Here is a 21,010-nt window from a genome sequence, read left to right as displayed (position 1 = left end):
GCGTGCCTGTCCCGAGTCGCGAAAGAAGGCACTTTCGTGTGACACGGTCACATCCATGTGACCTATGCCGATCCGCTGCGGTATTCCGCGGCGATCCAGTGGGTCAACTCGACGGCTTGGGCCGCATTGAGCCGCGGGTCGCAGGTGCTCTCGTAGCGTCCCGCCAGGCCGTGGTCGCCGAGGTCGCCCGGGCCGCCGAGGCATTCGGTGACCGCGTCCCCGGTAAACTCCAGATGCACCCCGCCCGGGTGGGTGCCCAGCTGCCGGTGGACCTCGAAGAATCCCGCCAGCTCGTCCGCGACGTCGTCGAAGTGCCGGGTCTTGTACCCGTCGGGCGACTCGTGGGTGTTGCCGTGCATGGGGTCGCACTGCCAGATCACCGGGTGCCCGGTCGCGGTGACCCGCTCGACGATCGGGCCCAGCACGTCCCGCACCCGGCGGTGCCCCATCCGGCTGATCAGGGTCAGCCGGCCTGGTTCGCCGCCGGGGTCGAGCTGTTCGACGTACGTCGCAGCCTGCGCGGGCGTCGTGCCGGGGCCGATCTTCAGCCCGATCGGGTTGGCGAGCAGTCGCGCGAAGGCCACGTGCGCGCCGTCGGGCTGCCGCGTCCGCTCGCCGATCCAGAGCAGGTGCGCCGAGCCGCAGTAGACCCGCCCGTCGGTGTCGTCGTGACGCAGCTGCGGCACCTCGTAGTCGAGCAGGAGTGCTTCGTGGCTCGTGAAGAGCGCACCCGGGTAGCGGCCGCGTACAAGGTCCAGGGTGGCGCGCGAGACGCGGTAGGCCTCGAGCAGTCGGCCCGGGTCGGGCGCGCGGGTGGCCGGCGCCGGTTCCGCGGAGTTGACGATGTCGCCGCGGTAGACCGGCAGGCCCAGGCCGTCCGTGATGCCGGAGCGCGGTTTGGCGTACTGCCCGGCGAGCCGCCCGGCTGAGACGACCGGCAGGCCGGTGCCTTCGGCGAGCACGGTAGCCATCCGCAGCAGGGTCGTGACGTTGCCGCGGATGTGAGCTTCGGTGGCGCCGGCGAAGGTCTCCGCGCAGTCGCCGCCCTGCAGCAGCACGGCCTCGCCGCGGGCGACGCGAGCCAGCTCGCCGGTCGCCGCGCGGATTTCGGCGGGTTCGACCAGCGCGGGTAAGGTGGCCAGGAAGGCCGTCGCCGAGGCGACGTGTTCGCGGTCGGGCCAGGCAGGCTGTTGCGCGGCGGGGCGGCGCAGCGCCTCGACCAGTGCGTCGGCGTGCGCGGGCGGGAGTCCGGTCCGGTCGATCGTGAAATGCGGCGAAATCGTCGGCTGCATGCCTCCATTAAAGCCGATGGGGTGAACCCCTACCGGTACCCCTAAGAGCGCCCTGAATTGTTCGGCACAGCATTTCTGGTCATTACCTTATTGCTGCCCATGACGGCGGATCATTAGCATCGGTGACCGCGAGTGTCCGATTCTTCCCGACGATCGAGGTAGGTCGCTGTGACACGTCAATGGCTGTTCTCCAAGCTCTACGCCCCCGGCGGCGCGACGTCGATCGTGCCCCCGGCAGTGGCGCGCACGGCCCGGTACGTCGCCGCCGCTGACCCGGGAGGCTGCTTCTTCTTCGACCGTGCCGACGACCCCGCCGGGTTCTCCGTCGAGGTCTGGGCCGACGCGACGCCGAGAGTGCTGGAGGAAGCGGCTGGCTGGCTGCGAGCCGAGCCGCTGCCACCCGGCTGGAGCAGCTCGTTCACCCACGGCGTCGCCCGCCCGGTCCGGAACCCGCACGAAAGCGAGCGCGACGTCGCCGACGAGCTGGCGGCGGTGTCGAGCGAGCTCGCCCTGGCCGTCCTCGCCGACGGCGCCCCGGCCGACGACCTCGGCCTGACGCTCTCCCACCTTCGTGGCGTGGCCTGGCTGGTGCCGCCCGCCGACCGTGGCACGCTGCTCTTCCACTGCTGGCAGCACTTCTCTGCCGCGCTGACGCCGGGCCTGCGGGTCAGCCTCGCGGTCGAAGCGAGCCTGCGCGCGGGAAAGGGCGCCGACGCGCCCGACGAGATCTTCCGCCGCTACCTCGACCGGACCCAGGAGGTCGTGGCCGCCCAGCGGCCCGGCTGTGACCTGCCCGGCCGTTACCTGCTGTTCAGCCAGATGACGCGGACCCAGGACCGGCTGGGCGTCGCGCCGGCCTGCAGCGCGGTGGCCGCGCTCACCGTCCGCAACGAGTTCGCCGAGCGGGCCCGGCGAGTGCCGGTGTCATCGGGCCGGCCGGCGTGAACGGGCACGAGGTCCGCGTCGAGCTCGGCGACCGGTCCTACAGCGTCTACATCGGTGCCGGCGTGCGTCATCACCTCCCCCGGGTCGTCGCCGCGCTCGGCGCCCGGCGAGCCGTGGTCGTCTCGGCCCGGCCCGCCGAGTGGGTGCCCGATCCGGGCGTTCCGCACGAGCTTGTGACGGCCCGTGACGGCGAACCGGACAAGAACCTCGCCACCGTCGAAGAACTGTGCCGCCGCTTCGCCCGCGCCGGTCTCACCCGCTCGGACGTGGTGATCTCATGCGGTGGCGGCACGACCACCGACACGGCCGGCCTCGCCGCCGCGCTGTACCACCGCGGGATCTCCGTGATCCACCTGCCCACGTCACTGCTGGCCCAGGTCGACGCCAGCACCGGCGGCAAGACAGCGGTGAATCTGCCGGAGGGCAAGAACCTCGTCGGCGCCTATTGGCAGCCGCGCGCGGTCCTATGCGACACCGACTACCTCGAGACTCTGCCGACGCGCGAACGGGTCAACGGCTACGGCGAGATCGCGCGCTGCCACTTCATCGGCGCCGGCGACCTGCGGAACCGGCCGGTGGCCGAGCAGATCGCGGCGAGCGTGGCCCGCAAGGCGGCGATCGTGTCGGCCGACGAACGCGACACCGGCCTCCGCCACCTGCTGAACTATGGCCACACCCTCGGCCACGCGCTTGAGCTGACCAGCGGTTTCGCGGTGCGCCACGGCGAGGGAGTGGCCATCGGCACGGTGTTCGCCGGCCGCCTCGCCGGGCACTTGGGCCGGATCGGCCGCGCCCGGGTCCATGAGCACCTCGAGGTCGTGCGGCACTACGGCCTGCCGTGGCAGCTCCCGGACACCGCGGACCTCGACCAGCTGGTCAAGGTGATGCACCAGGACAAGAAGGCACTGGACGGCCTGGCCTTCGTGCTCGACGGCCCGGCCGGAGCCGAGCTGGTGCGCGGCGTGCCCGACCTCGCGGTGGCGGAGTGCCTCGCCGCGATGCCACGGGGTTGAACCGGGGAGGAACGTGACGCGGGGGTGCCGGATCCGGCACCCCCGCGTCACGTTCCGGCTCAGTCGTCGGCCAGGTGCAGCAACGCCTGCGCGGCCAGTCGGTAGCCATAGGCGCCCAGCCCGACGACGATCCCGTGGGCCAGCGGCGCGATGACCGACTCGTGCCGGAAGGCCTCCCGCGCCCAAATGTTGGAGATGTGCACCTCCACCCACGGCCGCGGGTAGGCGGCGAGCGCGTCGCGCAGGCTCCAGCCCGCCATCATCAGTGCGCCCGGGTTGACGATGGCGCCGACGGTGTCGGGGTGCTCGTTCACCGTCCGGACCAGCGTGCCCTCCGAGTCATCCTGCACCGCGTGAACGGTCCAGCCCCGGCCAGCGACCTCCTCCGCGACCGCCTTCTCGATGTCGGCCAGCGTGTCCGTGCCGTAGATCTCGGGCTCGCGCCGCCCCAGGATGCCGAGATTGGGCCCGTTCAGCAGTAGCAGCCGTCCCATTGTCCTCACCTCGTGTTCGTCCGCGGGAATGTACGCGTCCCATTCCTAGCAGCAATTGTGACGGCGTCGATACTGTGGACGTCCTCAATTCATTGAGGGGGAGATTAGGGGGTGGGCCGCACAGTTTTGCTCGGGTAGCGTCGAGTCCGGGCGCGCCGCCGGAAAATTAAGTGCGGTTCCCCCGAAACCCCGTCCGATTCAGAACACATTCACAGCGAGCAGAAGGATACGGATCGTGAGCGTTTCGCGAAAGGTTCCGGAGTTTCCGGTTTGGCCGCAGTTCGACGACACCGAGCGCGCCGGCCTGACTCGCGCCCTCGACCAGGGGCAGTGGTGGCGCATGGGTGGCGGCGAGGTCACCGCGTTCGAGGAGGAGTTCTCGGCCTACCATGGCGGTGAGTACGCCCTGGCCGTCACCAACGGCACGCACGCCCTGGAACTGGCGCTGCAGGTGCTCGGGGTCGGCCCGGGCACCGAGGTGATCGTCCCGGCGTTCACCTTCATCTCGTCGTCCCAGGCCGCCCAGCGGCTCGGCGCGACGGTCGTCCCGGTCGACGTCGACCCCTCCACCTACTGCCTGGACCCCGCCGCGACCGAGGCGGCGATAGGCCCGCGGACGAAGGCGATCATGCCGGTGCACATGGCCGGGCACTTCGCCGACATGGACGCGCTGGGCAAGCTGTCGGCCGACAGCGGCATCTCGCTGATCCAGGACGCCGCCCACGCCCACGGCGCCCAGTGGCAGGGCCGCCGCGTCGCCGAGCTCGGCTCGGTCGCCGCGTTCAGCTTCCAGAACGGCAAGCTCATGACGGCCGGAGAAGGCGGCGCGGTAATCTTCCCGGAGAAGGCCCAGTACGACGAAGGGTTCCTGCGGCACAGCTGCGGCCGACCGCCCGGAGACCGCGGCTACTTTCACGCCACCTCCGGCTCGAACTTCCGCATGACCGAGTTCTCCGCCGCCGTCCTGCGCGCCCAGCTGGCCCGGCTCGACGTGCAGATCGCGCTGCGCGAACAGCGGGCGACGCTGCTTTCGAGCCTGGTCGACGAGATCGATGGCGTCGAAGCCCAGGGCCGCGACGAACGCTGCGACCGCAACCCGCACTACATGATGATGTTCCGCGTTCCCGGCATCACCGAGCAGCGGCGCAACGAGCTGGTCGACGCGCTGATCGACCGCGGCCTGCCCGCGTTCGCCGCGTTCCGCGCGATCTACCGGTGCCCCGGCTTCTGGGAGACCGGCGCGCCCGAGCTGTCGGTCGACCAGCTGGCCGCGCGCTGCCCGAACACCGAGGCCGTGTACGCCGACACCATCTGGCTGCACCACCGCACCCTGCTCGGCACCGAGGACCAGATGCACCTGGTGGCCGAGATCCTCGCCGAGACACTGGCGGCGGCGTGAGCACGCCCGTGCGAGTCGCGATGATCGGCGCCGGCTGGGCCGCCCGGACGATCTGGCTGCCCCGCTTCGCCGCGCACCCGGACTTCACCGTCGTGACCGTCGTGGACCCGGACCCGGCCGCGCGGGCGGCGGTGTCCGGTGGTGACCTCCGGGAGTTCGCCTCGGTCGCCGACCTGCCCGTCGGCCTCGCCGACCTCGCCGTCGTCGCGGTACCGAATCACCTGCACGCCGACATCGCTGAAGTGCTGCTGACGCGCGGCATCCCGACGTTCGTCGAGAAGCCGGTGTGCCTCACCTCCGCCGAGGTGGATCGCCTCGCCGCCGCCGAGCGCAGCGGTGGTGCACCCGTGCTGGCGGGCAGCGCCGCGCGGTACCGCACCGACGTCCGCGCCCTGCTGGAGCTGGCGGGCATGGTGGGCCGGGTCCGGCACATCTCGCTCGGCTGGGTCCGCGCCCGCGGCATCCCCGACGGCGTCGGCTGGTTCACGCGGCGCCGCTACGCCGGCGGCGGCGCGCTTCTCGACCTGGGCTGGCACTTGCTCGACGCCGTCGCACCGCTGCTCGGCGACGGGAAGTTCCGGCACGTCGTCGGCGCGGTTTCAGACGACTTCATCAACGACGACGCCGCCCGTGCCCGCTGGCGCCGCGACGACGCCCCCGCCAGTCCCGCCACCGGTGACGTCGAAGACACCGCCAGGGGCTTCCTGGTCACCGAAGACCGCGTGTCGGTTTCGCTGACGGCCGGCTGGGCGTCGCACCAGGCGACCGACGTCACCACGATCGTCGTCGAGGGCAGCACCGGGATACTCAGCCTCGGCTGCACCTTCGGGTTCAGCCCGAACCGGCGAGACGGCTCGACGCTCACCCTGACCCGGGACGGCGAGACGACGGTCGTGCCGGTCGAACGAGAACCGATCGGGGCGGAGTACGACCGGCTGCTCGACGACCTCGCCCGCCGCTGGGCCGACCCGCGGTCGCGCTCGGTCGCGATCGGCGAGACCCGCCGCACCATCGACGCCATCGAGCGGCTGTACCGCTCGGCGTCGCCGGCGGAGGCCGCCTCGGTGCCCGCGCCGTCGCCGGACCGGCCGCTGCGCGCGATCGTGTTCGACCTCGACGGGGTACTGGTCGACAGCTTCGACGTGATGCGCCGGGCGTTCACCTTCGCCTACCGGGAGGTCGTCGGGTCCGGCGAGCCGCCGTTCGCGGAGTACAACCGCCACCTCGGCCGGTACTTCCCCGACATCATGCGGATCATGGGTCTCCCGCTGGAGATGGAGGAGCCGTTCGTCAGCGAGAGCACGCGCCTCACCGGTGACGTGCCGTTGTTCCGCGGGGTGCCCGAGCTGCTGCGCCTGCTGCACGACCACGGGGTGAAGCTCGCGGTCGCCACCGGCAAGGCGGGCTGGCGGGCCCGTGCCCTGCTCGATCACCTCGGAGTGCTGGAGCTCTTCGACCACGTCCTCGGTTCGGACGAGGTGGCCCGGCCCAAGCCGGCCCCAGACATAGTGCTGAAGGCGCTGGAGCTGCTGGACGTCGCTCCGGAGGAGGCCGTCATGGTCGGCGACGCGGTGACGGACCTGGCCGCGGCCAAGGGCGCGGGCGTGGTCGCCGTCGCCGCGTTGTGGGGCGAGACGGACGAAGTGGCCTTGCTGGCCGCGGGTCCCGATCTCGTCGTCCGGCGCCCGGCAGACCTGGTTCCGTTGTGCCCGCCGCGGCCTGCCGGTGCCCTGCGGGGTGGCGGACACGAGTGAACGCGATACCGGAAACGAGCGAGGCCCCCTCAACGGTGAGAGGGCCTCGCTCGTTTCCGGTATCGCGTCAGCCAGTCACGGTGACCGCCGAGATCCGGGCCCGCAGGTCCGTGACGAGCGTGCCTGCCTCGGCCACCGACGAAACCTGGCCGTAGACGTAGAAGTCCGGCCGGACCAGGATCGCGCCGGCGCCGGCCTCGGCGAGGTGGGCCAGGTACCGGCCGTCGACGTCGGCGACCCCGCCTGCGGGCGGTTCTTCGCCCTCGGGCACCACAGTGACGACGTGGGCCCCCAGGTCGTTCAGGAAGGCCAGCGTGTCCGCGTCGAGGTGCGGCCGCGGGTCCTCCCGGGCCAGCAGCACGAACCCGGTACCCACGACCTCGTCGAACAGCCCGGTCTCGGCCCCCCGCCGTACCCGGGCCTGCGGACTCAGCCGGCCGGTCAGGCCCTCGCCACCGGCCTGCAGGAGACCGCCGCGCAACGGGTGCACCGGGGCCTGCGGCGCGCCGGACCCGACGCCGCGTTCGCGCGCCGCGAGCATCACCGTGTCCCGGTCGGCGGCGGCCGCCGGGTCGAGCTGGCAGATGACCTTGCCGAGGTCGACCGACATCCGGACGGCGTGCTGGACGTGCTTGGCCCGCTCGGCTTGGTAGCTGTCCAGGAGCGTCTCCCCCGCCCGGTCCCGCAGCACCAGGTCCAGCTTCCAGGCTAGGTTGGCCGCGTCGCGGATCCCGGAGCACATGCCCTGCCCCGCGAACGGCGGCATCACGTGAGCGGCGTCGCCCGCGATCAGCAGCCGGCCAGCGCGCCAGGTCCGGGCCCACCGGGCCTGGAAGGTGTACACCGCGTGGCGCAGCAGCGTGGCGTTGTCCGGCGTGATCCCGAAAAGGTCCAGCAATCGCCACACGCTTTCCGGCGTGTCGAGCTCTTCGATGGACTCGCCTTCGACCCGCATGAACTCCCAGCGCCGGTGCCCCGGGCCGGCCGAGGCCGCGGTCCGCGGCCGGGCCGGGTCGCAGATCTGCAGGTTGTTCGGGTCGAACGCGCGCCGCTCGTGCGGGACGACGTCGCAGATCAGCCAGTCCCGGGAGAACTTCAGGTCGGTCTGCTCGCCGCCGATCCGCTTGCGGACGAAGCTGTTCGCGCCGTCGCAGCCGACCAGCCACCGCGCCGACAACGTCGTCCGCGCCCCGGCCCGGTCGGTGACGACCAGCTCCACGTGCTCGCCGTGGTCGGCGGCCTCGATTGCCTCCACCCCGCGCAGCACCCGCAGCGTCGGCAGCTCACGGCCACGTGCGGTCAGCGCCGCCTCCAGCGCGGGCTGGTACATCGACGTCGAGTCGGGCCAGTGGCACCAGCCTTCCTCGTTGCCGCGGATGTCGAGCAGGATCCGGCCTTCGGCGTTCTGCCAGACGTAGCGGCCGGACGGTTCGGTGTCCCCCGCCACGTACCCGGTGATCCCGGCCGCAGCCAGTACTCGCGCGGCCTCGCTGTCGAAGGCGACCGCCCGGGACATCGTGTACGGCTCGGGCCACCGGTCCACCACGGTGACCACCCAGCCCCGCTGGGCCAGCAGCACCGCCAGCGTCTGGCCGACCGGGCCGTCCCCGACGATCAGCACGTCCGTGTCCAGCGACTCCATCTCACCCCGCCTTTCAGGCGTCCTGGCGCAGGATGTGCCGAACGGCCGACTCGTAGTCGGCGGTCCTGGCCAGCACCCGCACCTGCTCGCGGCCGTCCTCGGCGGTCAGGTGGCGCCGGCCGACCAGCAGCAGCTGCCCGCCTTCGTAGGCCCGGCCGTAGATCACCGTGCCGGCCGCGATCATCTCGCCGGCCCAGTGCCAGTACGGGTCGTCGTTCTCCCCGCTGACGATGGCCTTCCACTCGGCGAGCTCCCGCTCCCGCGTCGTGAAGCGGTAGACGGCCTGCCAGTCCTTGTCCTCCGCGCGCCGGCGCAGCACCAGGTGCTCGCCATCCTCGACGACCTGGTAGTCGAAACCGTTCTGGCTCTGCACGTCGGCGGAAACCCGGACGGGCTCGGTGAACGACGGGCCGGCGAACCCGACGTCGGCGAGCCACCGCTCGCCGTCGATCTCCACGAGGTTCAGCATGTGCTCGAGGTCGGGACCGAACTCGTCGTTGGCGCCGCGCACCCCGGACGAAATCACCTTGACGTCGTAGCCGAACTCCGTCAGCAGACCGCGGAACAGCCCGCTCAGCTCGTGGCAGATCCCGCCGCGGCCTTCGGTGATGAGCGCCTCGAAGAACACGTCCACCCCGGCGTCGACGTCGTCCCAGATCGCCAGGCCTTTCGGGGCGTTGCGCGAGTTGTCGAACGGCACCGTGGTCATGTGCCGCCGGTGCAGTTCGCGGAGGTTCTCCGCGGTCGGCTCCCGGGTGCCGGTGTAGCCGAGGTGCTTGAGGTAGCGGTCGAGGTCGAACATGGGGTCTCCGTCTCCGTGGTTCAGGCGTGGGCGGGGAATAGCAGCTCTTCGAGGCGGTCGGCGAGCATCGCCGGGGTCGGGAAGTCGAACAGCAGCATCGGCGTCAGTTCGAGGCCGGTACGGGCGTTGAGCTCGTTGCGAACCTCGACGGCGGTCAGCGAGCTGAATCCGACGTCGAAGAACCCGGTCTCCTCGTCGAACTCGCCGGCGTCTTCGTGCCCGAGCGCGTCGGCGGCGAGCGTGATGATCATGGCGATCAGCTCCTGCCGTCGTTCGCCGGCGGGCAGCGCGGCGAGCCGGTCCAGCAGGACCTGCGCGGTATCTTCGTCGGCGGCCACCTCTTCGACCGGCTCCGGAACGGTGATCATGGTTTCTTCTCGGGTCACAGCGGTCGTCTCCAGCCAGTAACGTTTGTGTTCGAACGGATAGGTCGGCAGCGGAACGTGCCGGTGCCGACCGGTCGCGGACCAGGTGCGGCCGCGGGTGTGCAGCCGGGCGAGCGCGACGTCGAGCGACCGGGTCTCGCCGTTGTCGCGGCGCAGCACCGGGATCGCTTCGGCCGCGGTGGTCCGGCTTTCGTGGGTCATCGCGGTGAGCATGTCGCCGGGCCCGACCTCCAAGAACGTCGTCACGCCCTCGGTTTCGAGGATGCGGATGCCGGTCACGAAGCGGACGGGCTCACGGACGTGCCGGACCCAGTAGCCGGGCGTCACCAGGTCGCCGCCTTCGGCGAGGCGCCCGGTGACATTGGAGACGACTGGGATTTCCGGCGCGCGGTAGGTCAGCTTGGCCGCGGTGCGCTCGAACTCGGCGAGCATCGGCTCGACCAGCGGCGAATGGAATGCGTGGCTGACCCGCAGGCGCTTGGTGCGGTGCCCCCGCTCGCCGAACTCCCGCGCGAGAGCGAGGACCTCGTCCTCCGCGCCGGAGAGCACCACCGAACCGGGCCCGTTCACCGCCGCGATGCTCACCGCCTGCTCGTGGCCGGACAGGAGTGCCGCGACTTCGTCCTCCCCGGCCGCGACGGCGACCATCGCGCCGCCCGGCGGCAGCTCCTGCATCAGCCGGCCCCGCGCGGTCACCAGCGTGGCCGCGTCGGGCAGCGAAAGCACGCCCGCGACGTACGCGGCGGCCAGCTCGCCGATCGAATGCCCGGCCAGCACGTCCGGCCGGATGCCGCGGGAGAGCAGCAGCCGCGCGGTCGCGACTTCGAAAGCGAACAGGGCGGGCTGCGTGAACTCCGTGCGGTCGAGCGCCTCTGCCTCGGGTCCGCCGGGTTCGGCGAAGACGACGTCCCGAAGCCGGCGCGGCAACCCGGGGTCCAGCTCCTCGCACACTTCGTCGAAGGCCGCGGCGAACACCGGGTGGGCGCCGGACAGTTCGCGGCCCATGCCGGGCCGCTGGCTGCCCTGCCCGGAGAACAGGAACGCCAGGGTGCCCGTGGCGACCTTGCCGGAGACCACCGACGGGCCGGCCTCGCCGTCGGCGAGCTTGCCGAGGCCCGACAGCATTTCGTTCCGGTCGCCGCCGAGGACGACCGCGCGGTGCTCGAGGTGCGCGCGGCCGGTCAGCAGCGCCTGGCCGACGGTGGCGGCGTCCAGCTCCGGCCGGTCGGCCAAGTACCCGGCGAGCCGCCCGGCAGCGGCGGCGAGCGCGGTCGCCGTCCGCGCCGACAGCGTCCACGGCACGGCAACCGGGTCGGGTTCCGGTGACGGTGGCTCGGCCGCCTGTTCGAGGACGACGTGCGCGTTGGTGCCGCTCACGCCGAACGCCGACACCGCGGCCCGGCGCGGCCGTCCGGTCTCCGGCCACGGCCGGGCCTCGGTCAGCAGCTCGACCGCGCCCGCCGACCAGTCCACCTGCGGCGTCGGCTCGTCCACGTGCAACGTCTTCGGCAGAACCCCGTGCCGCATCGCCTCGACGACCTTGATCACCCCGGCCACCCCGGCGGCGGCCTGCGTGTGCCCGATGTTCGACTTCAACGAACCCAGCCACAGCGGACGCCCGGGTTCGCGGGACCGGCCGTACGCGGCGATGACGGCCTGGGCCTCGATCGGGTCACCCAGTTTCGTGCCGGTCCCGTGCGCCTCGACAAGGTCGACGTCGCGGGCGACGAGACCCGCGTTGCGCAACGCCTGCCGGATCACCCGTTGCTGCGACGGCCCGTTGGGCGCGGTCAGGCCGTTGGATGCGCCGTCGGAGTTGACCGCGCTGCCACGCACGGTGGCCAGCACCGGATGGCCGTTGCGACGAGCGTCGGAGAGCCTTTCCAGCAGCAGCAACGACATTCCCTCGGACCAGCCGGTGCCGTCGGCCGCCGCCGCGAACGCCTTGCACCGGCCGTCCGGTGCCAGCCCGCGCTGCCGCGAGAACTCGACGAAGGTCGACGGCTGGGCCATCACCGCGACTCCGCCCGCCAGGGCCAGCTCGGACTCACCCGACCGCAGCGACTGCGCCGCCAGGTGCAGCGCCACCAGCGACGACGAGCACGCGGTGTCGACGGTGACCGACGGCCCTTCGAACCCGAAGCTGTAGGAGATCCGGCCGGACACGACACTGCCGGCCACGCCGGAACCCTGGAAACCTTCGAGTTCCGCCGGCGTCCGGCCGGGGCCCGCGCCGTAGTCGTGGTACATCACGCCCGCGAAGACGCCGGTCCGGCTGCCGCGCAACGAGGTGACGTCGATGCCGGCGCGTTCGAAGACCTCCCACGCGGTCTCCAGGAACAGCCGTTGCTGCGGATCCATCGACAGCGCCTCACGTGGCGAGATGCCGAAGAACCGGGCGTCGAACTCCCCGGCGTCCGCCAGGAACCCGCCTTCGCGGGTGTAGCTGGTGCCGGGATGACCGGGGTCCGGGTGGTACAGGCCTTCGAGGTCCCAGCCGCGGTCGCCGGGGAACCCGCCGATGCCGTCGCTGCCCTCCGCCAGCAGGGTCCAGAGGTCCTCGGGCGAGCGGACCCCGCCGGGCAGCCGGCAGGCCATCCCGACGATCGCGATCGGCTCGGTGGCCCGGGCGTTCGCGTCGGCCAGCTCGCGCTGGAGCCGTTCGTTCTCGGTCAGGGCCGTCCGCAACGCTTCGACGAGGGTCGATTCGGTCGTGGTCATGCGCTTCTCCGGAATTCGTCGGAACGGTCAGCGGTCCTCAGCGGGCGGTGCCGAGCGCGCGGGCCACCAGGTGCTCGACGCTCATTTCGGCGATCGGGCTCACCGAACCGGCCTCGGCCGCGGGAAGGGCCGGGGCGGCCGACTCCGCGAGTTCGAGCAGGGACGTGAGCACCCCCAGCTCCCGGAACCGGTCCAGCGGCACGGAAGCGAGCACCCGCCGGACGCGCGCCTCCGCCTCGGCGTCGATCTCTTCGGCGTCGCCGGCCGGGAACAGCTCCTCTGCGAGCCGGGCGGCGAGCTCGACCGGGGTCGGGTGGTCGAAGACGAGCGTGGCCGGCAGCCGGACGTCCGTCGCCGCGGCGAGCCGGTTGCGCAGGTCGACCGCGGCCAGTGAGTCGAACCCGAGGTCCTTGAAGGCCTGCGCGGTCCCGATCGACGCCGCGCCGTCGTGGCCCAGCACGTCGGCGGCGTGCGTGCGGACCAGGTCGACGAGCTTGCGCGTGCGGTCGGCCGGCCCGAGCCGCCGCAGCTGGTCGGTGAACGTCACCGCCGAAACCCGCTGCTCCCCGGCCGTGCGCCGGGCGGGCGGGGCGAGTTCGCGCAGCACGGCGGGAACGGCACCGGACCGGCGTACCGCGGCGAAGTCGAACCGCGCGGGGACCAGGCAGCCGGTCTCGGCGCCCAGGGCCCGGTCGAACAGCGCCAGCGCCTGCTCGGTGGCCAGCGGCAGCACTTCCCGCTTGCCTGGGGTCAAACCCGCGGTCAGCTCGCTTTCCTGCGCCCACAGGCCCCACGCCAGGGCCACCGCGGGCAGGCCCAGCTCACCGCGGTGACCGGCGAGCCCGTCCAGGAACCCGTTCGCGGCCGCGTACCCGGCCTGTCCGGCGCCGCCGAGGGTGCCCGCCGCGGAGGAGAACAGCACGAACGCGGCTAGGTCGTGCCCGGCGGTCAGCTCGTGCAGGTGCCAGGCGCCGTCGGCCTTCGGGCCCAGGACGGTCTCGAGCTTGGCGGTGGTCTGCGCGGTCACGACACCGTCGTCGAGCGCCCCGGCGGCGTGCACGACCGCGGTCAGCGGGTGCGCGGCCGGGACCGCCGCCAAAAGGTCCGCCACCGCGGCCCGGTCGCCGACGTCGCACGATGCGATGGTGACGTCCGCCCCGAGCGCGGTCAGCTCCGCGCGCAGCGCCGCGGCGCCCTCGGCGGCCGGACCGCGACGGCTGGTGAGCACGAGGTGCCGCACCCCGTGCCCGGTGACCAGCCGCCGGGCCACCAGCGCGCCGAGCGTGCCGGTGCCCCCGGTGACGAGCACCGTGCCCGCCGGGTCGAGGGCGCGGCCGGACGGCTCGGGCGAGACCCGGGCGAGCCGCGGCACCGACACCGTCCCGTCGTGCAGGGCAAGCTGCGGTTCACCGGTGGCGACGGCGCCCGGTAGCAGGTCCCGTGACCGCTCGTCGAGGTCGGCGAGCACGAGCTCGCCCGGGTGCTCGACCTGCGCGGACCGGATCAGGCCCCACACCGCGGCCGCGGCCGGGTCGTGGCGGGCGTCGCGGGTCAGAACGACCAGCGGGCCACCGATCTCGGCCTCGACGTGGGCCTGGACGGCGTCCAGCGCCTCGCCGAGCAGAGTCCTGGTCCGGGACAGCGGGCTTTCGGAGGCCGCGCCGGTGAGGTCCAGCACGCGCTCGGGCGCCGGGCCGGCAGAGACCGGGACCGGGGTCCACGTCGTCGCGAAGAGCAGGTCGGCCTCCCGGCCGGCGGGAGCCAGGGCGGCGGGGTCGACCGGCCGGGTGGCCAGCGCGCCGACGACGGCGACCGGTTCGCCGGTGCCGTCCGCCAGGTCCAGCGCGAGCCCATCGCGGTCGTCGGCGCGGACCCGCACCCGCAGCGCCGTGGCGCCCGCGGCGAACAGGGCGACCGACCGCCACACGAAGGGCAGCCGGACCTCGTCGGTATCCCGGCCGGGCAGGAAGGTGCCGGCCGACAGCGCCGCGTCGAACAGGGCAGGGTGCAGCAGGAAGCCGCCGGTGTCGTCGCCGGGTAATGCGACCTCGGCGAACACCTCCTGATCGCGGCGCCACACCGCGCGCAGCCCGCGGAACAGGTCGCCGAGCTCGAGCCCGGTGCCGGTGTGGCGGTCGTAGAACCCGTCGAGAGCGACCGGCTCGGCGCCCGACGGCGGCCACGCCCGCAGGTCGGCCGCGAGCTCGGCGGCCGCGGTCGTCAGTGAGCCCGTCGCGTGCCGGGTCCACTCACCGGTCCCGCCGCCGGCACGAGCGTGGATCGACACCGCCCGGACGCCGCCGGATTCCGCGTCGACCCGGACGCGCAACTGGATTCCGCCGCCGGCGGGCAGCACCAGCGGGGCCTCGATCACCAGCTCGTCGAGCAGGGTCGCGCCGGCCTCGTCGCCGGCGCGGACGGCCAGTTCGGCCAGCGCGGTACCGGGGACGACGACCGCGCCGCCGACGACGTGGTCGGCCAGCCACGGGTGCGTCACGACCGAAACGTGGTTGGTGAACACGATCCCGCCGGAGCCGGGCAGCTCGACCGCGGCGCCGAGCAGAGGGTGCTCGGTGCCCTCCGCGCCGAACGCGCCGGGGTCCGTGGTCCGCACAGGCTCGAGCCAGAAGCGGCGGTGCTGGAACGAGTACGTCGGCAACGCCAGGTGCGGGTGCCCGCCGCCGGTCGACGCCGTCCAGTCGACGTGGTGCCCGCGGGTGTGCAGCACGGCGAGCGCCTCGATGAACGACCGGTGTTCGTCGATCCTGCGGCGCAGCAACGGGACCGCGGCGAACTCGTCGGACGCGTCCCGCGCGAGTGCGGTGAGCGTGTCGCCGGACCCGATCTCGAGCACGGTCGTGACCCCCTCGGCCGCCAGGGTGCCCAGCGCGGCGTGGAACCGCACCGCCGCGCGGACGTGGCGCACCCAGTAGTCCGGTGTCGTCAGCTCGTCCGGGTCCGCCGGCAGGCCGGTGACGTCGGACACGATCGGCAGGCTCGGCCAGTGGTAGGTCAGATCCGCGGCCACCGCACCGAACTCGTCGAGCATCGCGGTGATCCGCGGCGAGTGGAAGGCGTGGCTCACGGTGAGCCGTTTCGTGCGGTGGCCGTGTTCGCGCAGGGTGCCGGCCAGGCTGAGCACGACGTTTTCGTCGCCGGAGAGCACGACCGACGTCGGCCCGTTCACCGCCGCGATGTCCACTTCGGACTCATGCCCGATCAGCAGCGGCCGCACCGCGGCCTCCGCCGCCTCCACCGCGACCATCGCCCCGCCTTCGGGCAGCGCCTGCATCAACCGGCCGCGCGCGGCCACGAGCGTGGCGGCGTCGGCCAGGGACAGCACCCCGGCGACGTGCGCGGCGGCGAGCTCACCGATCGAGTGCCCGGCGAGGACGTCCGGCCGGACGCCGTGCCGGGCCAGCGCGCGCACGAGCGCGACCTCGAGCGCGAACAATGCGGGCTGGGTGTACTCGGTGCGGTCGAGCAGCTCCGCGCCGGGCCCGTCCGGTGCCGCGAACACGACCTCGGCCAGCGGGACCTTCAAGTGCTGGTCGAAGGCGGCGGCGACGTCGTCGAAGGCCGCGGCGAACTCCGGCAGCTCCCGGTGAAGCCGGTGGCCCATGCCGAGCCGCTGGCTGCCCTGACCTGAGAAGACGAACGCGAGCCGGCCCGGCACTGCCCGGCCGGTCACCACGTTCGCGGCGCGCTCGCCCGCAGCCAGCGCAGTCAAGCCGGACCGGAAGTCGTCGGGGCCCGTGCCCAGGATGACGGCCCGGTGCGCCAAACGCGCCCGCGTTGTGGCCAGTGCGTGCCCGACCGCGGCCGGATCTCCGCCGCGGTGCGCGAGCAGCCGGCCGGCCTGGGCGGCCAGCGCGGCCGGGGTCGCCGCGGACAGCGGCCACGCGACCAGTCCCGTCACGGTTTCCGCCTCGGCGGTGTCCGGCACCGGTGCCTGTTCGAGGACGACGTGTGCGTTGGTGCCGCTGGCGCCGAACGCCGACACCGCAGCCCGGCGCGGCCGTCCGGTCTCCGGCCACGGCCGGGCCTCGGTCAGCAGCTCGACCGCGCCCGCCGACCAGTCCACCTGCGGCGTCGGCTCGTCCACGTGCAACGTCTTCGGCAGAACCCCGTGCCGCATCGCCTCGACGACCTTGATCACCCCGGCCACCCCGGCGGCGGCCTGCGTGTGCCCGATGTTCGACTTCAACGAACCCAGCCACAGCGGACGGCCCGGCAACCGATCACGACCATAAGTCGCGATCAAGGCCTGCGCCTCGATCGGATCACCCAGCGTCGTACCCGTACCATGCGCCTCGACCAAATCGACATCCGAAGGAGACAGCCCCGCGTTGGCCAGCGCCTGGCGGATCACCCGCTGCTGCGACGGCCCGTTCGGCGCCGTCAAACCGTTCGACGCACCATCCTGATTAACCGCGCTGCCCAGCACGGTCGCGAGCACCGGGTGACCGTGGCGGCGCGCGTCGGACAACCGCTCCAGGACGAGCATCGCGGCGCCCTCGGACCAGCCGGTACCATCGGCCGCTGCCGCGAACGCCTTGCAGCGCCCGTCCGGCGCCAGCCCCCGCTGCCGCGAGAACTGCACCAGCGTGTCCGGGGTGGCCATGATCGCCGCGCCGCCGGCGAGCGCCAGGTCGGACTCCCCCGCCCGCAACGACTGCGCCGCCAGGTGCAACGCCACCAGGGACGACGAACACGCGGTCTCCACCGTGACCGCCGGGCCTTCCAGACCGAGCGTGTAGGAGATCCGGCCGGACGCAGCGCTGCCCGCGTTGCCGACGCTCAACAGCCCTTCGAGCTCCGGCGGGATTTCGCGCACCGGCGGGGCATAGTCGTGGTACATGACGCCGGCGAACACGCCGGTCCGGCTGCCGGACAGGGACGCCGGATCGATGCCGGCCAGCTCCAGCGCCTCCCACGACACCTCCAGCAGGTGCCGCTGCTGCGGGTTGAGCGACATGGCCTCCCGCGGCGAGATGCCGAAGAACTCCGCGTCGAACCCACCGGCGTCGGCCAGGAACCCGCCGTCGCGGACGTAGCACCGGCCTGGCGCGTCCGGATCGGGGTCGTACAGGTCCTCGAGGTCCCAGCCCCGGTCGGTGGGAAACGCGCCGACGCCGTCACGCTCCCGCGCGACCAGCTCCCACAGCTCCTCCGGCGAACCGATCCCGCCCGGCAGCCGGCAGCCCATCCCGACGATCGCGATCGGCTCACGGCGCGCCGTCTCGGCCTGCCGCAGCCGGTCGCGGGTCTGGCGGAGCTCCTCCAAGGTCCGCTTCAGGTAGTTGCGCAGTTTCTCGTCGTTGGTCACGGCAACGCCTTCCTCCGTGCGCTCGGTGCTGCTCATGACAGGTCCAGCTCGGCCTCGGCCAGCCGGAAGATGTCGTCGTCGGTGGCCGCGGCGCCGAGGTCCGCGTGTTCCGCCGCCGGCCGCCAGCGCGCCGCGAGCTCGCGTAGCCGGGCGGCGACCGGTGCCCGGTCGGCCGCTTCGACGAGCACCTCGTCGAACGCCGCCGCCAGCCGATCGAGCTCGGCCAGCACCCGGTCGGCAGCCGGTTCCTCGGTGATTCCCAGCGCGTCGCACAGGTGCTCGGCGAGGGCGACGGGCGTCGGGTAATCGAACACCAGGGTCGCCGGCAGCCGGAGGCCCGTGGTGGCGCCGACGCGGTTGCGGAGGTCGACCGCGGCGAGCGAGTCGAACCCGAGGTCCCGGAACGGCTGTGTGTCGGTGATCGCTCCCGAACCCTGGTGGCCGAGCGTCGCCGCGGTGTGCGCGCGCACGACGTCGAGGAGCTTCTTGACCTGTTCCGGCGGGGTGAGCCGGCGCAGGCCGTCGACGAAGGAGCCGGCGGTGGCCGGATCCGGGTTCCCCGCCCGCGTCCGGGCGGCGGCCCGGCCAGGCCCGAGCAGGCCCCGGGTCACCGCCGGCGGGTTCGCCGACCGGCCCAGCGCGCCGAGGTCGAGGGCGATCGGCACCAGCACGGCGGTGTCGTCCCGGCCGAGCGTGGCGTCGAACAGCCGCATGCCGTCTTCGTCGCCCATCGCGCGGACGTCCTGCTTGAGGTGACCGCGGCTGCCGTCCAGCAGCGATCCAGTCATCTCGCTGGCCCGCTTCCACAGGCCCCAGGCGAGCGACGTCGCCGGCAGGCCGAGGTGGCGGCGGTACTCCGCGAGCCCGTCGAGGAACCCGTTGCCGGCCGCGTAATTCGCCTGCCCCGCGTTGCCGAGGGTGCCCGAAGCCGACGAGAACAGCACGAACGCGGCGAGGTCCAGGTCCTTCGTCAGCTCGTGCAGGTACCAGGCGCCGTCGACCTTGGGACCGAAGACGGTGTTCACGCGTTCGTCGTCGAGCGTGGTGAAGACGCCGTCGTCGAGCACCGCTGCGGTGTGCACGACCGCGGTGAGCGCGTGCTCGGGCCGGATGTCTTCGAGGAGCTCGGCGAGGGCGTCCCGATCACCGACGTCACACGCGGCCACGGTGACGGTCGCGCCGAGCTCGGTCAGCTCGGCGTGCAGCTCGACGGCGTCGGGCGCGCACGGGCCCCGGCGGCTGGTGAGCAACAGATGCCGGACGCCGTGGTGGGTGACCAGCCGCCGGGCGACCAGGCCGCCGAGCGTGCCGGTGCCGCCGGTGACGAGCACGGTGCCGTCCGGGGCGAGCCGCCGCGGTTCGCGGCCGGCCCGGCCGGCGCGGGCCAGCCTCGGCACCGAAACCACGCCGTCGTGGACGGCGAACTGCGGCTCGCCGGTCGCCACCGCGGCGGTCAGCAGCCGCGCGGACGCCGGGACGTCGTCGACGTCGGCCAGCACGACCTGGCCCGGGTTCTCCGTCTGCGCGGCCCGGGCGAGGCCCCATACCGCGGCCATCGCGGGATCCCGCCGGGCGTCGCGGGTGCGCACAACGAGCGGCGCGGTCTCCGCCGCCGCGAGGTGCCGCTGGATCGCCTCCAGCGCCCGGTGGACGAGTGCCCGGGCGCACTCGGGCGCGGCGAGGTCGCCGGGTGCGGCCAGGTCCAGTAGCGGGCCGGGCAGCGGATCGGGGACCGCGGTGACCGCCAGGGTCGGCCACGTCATCCGGAACAGGAGGCCGTCCTCGACCCCCGCGGCCTCCAGCCGGCGCGGGTCGACCGGCCGGGTGCTCAGCGCGGCGATGGAGGCGACCGGCGCCCCGGTCATGTCGGCGACCTCGATCGCGACGTCGTCCGCACCGGTGGCCCGGATGTGCACGCGCAGCGCCGTGGCGCCGACGGAATGCACGGCCACGCCGTTCCAGGCGAACGGCAGCCGCGCGGCCGTGGCCTCCCGGCCGGGCAGGTACGCCGCCGCGTGCAACGCCGCGTCGAGCAGCGCCGGGTGCACCACGAACCCACTGGGGACCTCGGTGCCCTCGGGCAGCTCGACCTCGGCGAACACCTCGCCGTCGCGCAGCCACGCGGCGCGAAGTCCCTGGAACAGCGGGCCGAACTCGAACCCGGCTTCGCGCTGGCGGGGGTAGAAGTCGCCGACGTCAACGGCCTCGGCGCCGGGCGGCGGCCAGCCCGCCGGGTCCTCGACAGTGGGCGGCTGGGGAATGCGGCTGAGGAACCCGTTGACGTGGGTGGTCCACTCCGCGTCGGCCGTGGCCACGTCGTCGGTCCTCGAGTGCACCGAGACCGGCCGGAGTCCGTCTTCGCCGGGCTCGCCGACCTTGACCCGCAGCTGCACCGCGCCGTCGGCAGGCAAGCTCAGCGGAGTCTCGATCACCAGCTCGGAGACGACGGCGGCGCCCAGCTCGTCACCGGCGCGGACGACGAGTTCGAGCAAGGCGGTGCCAGGGACCAGCACGGTCCCGGCGACCGCGTGGTCGGCCAGCCACGGCTGGCCGCGGACCGAGAGGCGGTTGGTGAAGACCGCGCCGTCGCCGGGCAGGTGCACGGCCGCGCCCAGCAGCGGGTGCCCGGTCTCGGCGAGGCCGAGCGCCGGAAGGTCGGTGGTGCCGACCGTCTTCAGCCAGAACCGTTCGTGCTGGAACGGGTAAGTAGGCAACGGCGCATCGACGTCGAGCCTCGCCTCAGGCAACCCGAAATCGACCGGCAAGTCGGTAGCAGCGTGCACCCGCGCCAACGCCGACACCATCATCCGCCACTCCGGCTGATCCCGCCGCAGCGTCGGCACCACAAGAGCGCCAGAGCTCTCCACCGCATCTTCGATCGCCATCACCAGCACAGGATGCGTACTCACTTCGACGAAGAGCCCGAACCCGGACTCCGCCAGCGCCTCCACCGCCGCACCGAAATTCACGCGCTGCCGCAGATTCCGGAACCAATAGTCACCCGCCAACACCGGTCCCTCGACCCAGGCGCCGTCCACCGACGAGAACATCGGGACCACCGGCGTCCGCGGTTCGACATCGGCCAGCAAAACCGCCAGATCGTCCCGGATCAACTCAACGTGCGAAGTGTGCGACGCATAATCGACCGGAATGCTCCGGGCCCGCACGTTTTCCGCCTCGAGCCGCAGCCGCAGCCCGTCCACCGCGTCGGGATCACCAGCCACCACCACCGA

General features: G+C 73.0%; 11 protein-coding genes. 4 read left to right on the top strand and 7 right to left on the bottom strand.

Annotated features, from left to right (window positions below; translation table 11 throughout):
- Positions 1-62 precede the first annotated feature (62 nt).
- A complete protein-coding gene (locus tag ACLJQZ_RS42375; protein WP_410626689.1) occupies positions 63-1,292 on the bottom strand; it encodes a 3-deoxy-7-phosphoheptulonate synthase class II in 1,230 nt (409 codons plus the stop codon).
- Positions 1,293-1,460: 168 nt separating this feature from the next.
- Between ACLJQZ_RS42375 and ACLJQZ_RS42370 the strand changes: the two genes are divergently transcribed.
- A complete protein-coding gene (locus ACLJQZ_RS42370; RefSeq protein WP_410626687.1) occupies positions 1,461-2,237 on the top strand; it encodes a hypothetical protein in 777 nt (258 codons plus the stop codon).
- Positions 2,234-3,250, top strand: a complete 1,017-nt coding sequence (locus ACLJQZ_RS42365) for a 3-dehydroquinate synthase family protein (protein WP_410626686.1) — start codon at positions 2,234-2,236, stop codon at positions 3,248-3,250. The genes ACLJQZ_RS42370 and ACLJQZ_RS42365 overlap by 4 nt, the downstream gene beginning before the upstream one ends.
- A 59-nt stretch (positions 3,251-3,309) precedes the next feature.
- Here ACLJQZ_RS42365 and ACLJQZ_RS42360 read toward each other — a convergent pair whose 3' ends face one another.
- Positions 3,310-3,744 carry a type II 3-dehydroquinate dehydratase gene (locus ACLJQZ_RS42360; protein WP_410626684.1) on the bottom strand — a complete coding sequence of 145 codons (435 nt, stop codon included), beginning with the start codon at positions 3,742-3,744 and terminating at the stop codon, positions 3,310-3,312.
- A gap of 235 nt (positions 3,745-3,979) precedes the next feature.
- Here ACLJQZ_RS42360 and ACLJQZ_RS42355 point away from each other — a divergent pair, with 235 nt between their 5' ends.
- Positions 3,980-5,143 (top strand): DegT/DnrJ/EryC1/StrS family aminotransferase, encoded by a 1,164-nt coding sequence (locus ACLJQZ_RS42355; RefSeq protein WP_410626682.1) that lies wholly within the window; start codon positions 3,980-3,982, stop codon positions 5,141-5,143.
- Positions 5,140-6,897: an HAD-IA family hydrolase gene (locus tag ACLJQZ_RS42350; RefSeq protein ID WP_410626680.1), complete on the top strand. Its 1,758-nt coding sequence runs from the start codon at positions 5,140-5,142 to the stop codon at positions 6,895-6,897. The genes ACLJQZ_RS42355 and ACLJQZ_RS42350 overlap by 4 nt, the downstream gene beginning before the upstream one ends.
- Positions 6,898-6,964: 67 nt before the next feature.
- Here the strand turns inward: ACLJQZ_RS42350 and ACLJQZ_RS42345 are convergent, their stop codons facing one another.
- From ACLJQZ_RS42345 to ACLJQZ_RS42325, 5 genes are all read right to left on the bottom strand, one after another.
- Entirely contained in the window at positions 6,965-8,539 is a 1,575-nt protein-coding gene (locus tag ACLJQZ_RS42345; protein ID WP_410626679.1) for a bifunctional 3-(3-hydroxy-phenyl)propionate/3-hydroxycinnamic acid hydroxylase, read from the bottom strand.
- Positions 8,540-8,552: 13 nt separating this feature from the next.
- Positions 8,553-9,341: an arylamine N-acetyltransferase family protein gene (locus ACLJQZ_RS42340; protein WP_410626678.1), complete on the bottom strand. Its 789-nt coding sequence runs from the start codon at positions 9,339-9,341 to the stop codon at positions 8,553-8,555.
- A gap of 20 nt (positions 9,342-9,361) precedes the next feature.
- Complete coding sequence (locus tag ACLJQZ_RS42335) at positions 9,362-12,463, bottom strand: type I polyketide synthase (RefSeq protein WP_410626772.1); 3,102 nt, start codon at positions 12,461-12,463, stop codon at positions 9,362-9,364.
- A gap of 22 nt (positions 12,464-12,485) precedes the next feature.
- Positions 12,486-17,777 (bottom strand): SDR family NAD(P)-dependent oxidoreductase, encoded by a 5,292-nt coding sequence (locus ACLJQZ_RS42330; protein ID WP_410626771.1) that lies wholly within the window; start codon positions 17,775-17,777, stop codon positions 12,486-12,488.
- Positions 17,778-17,809: 32 nt separating this feature from the next.
- Positions 17,810-21,010 (bottom strand): SDR family NAD(P)-dependent oxidoreductase (locus ACLJQZ_RS42325; protein WP_410626676.1); only part of this gene is annotated, 3,201 nt, incomplete at its 5' end.

This window comes from Amycolatopsis sp. cmx-8-4, assembly GCF_046548675.1.
In the GTDB taxonomy this organism is placed as follows: Bacteria; Actinomycetota; Actinomycetes; order Mycobacteriales; family Pseudonocardiaceae; genus Amycolatopsis.
The sequence above is the reverse complement of the archived record's forward strand: the minus strand, read 5'-3'. Positions and strand labels throughout refer to the sequence as shown.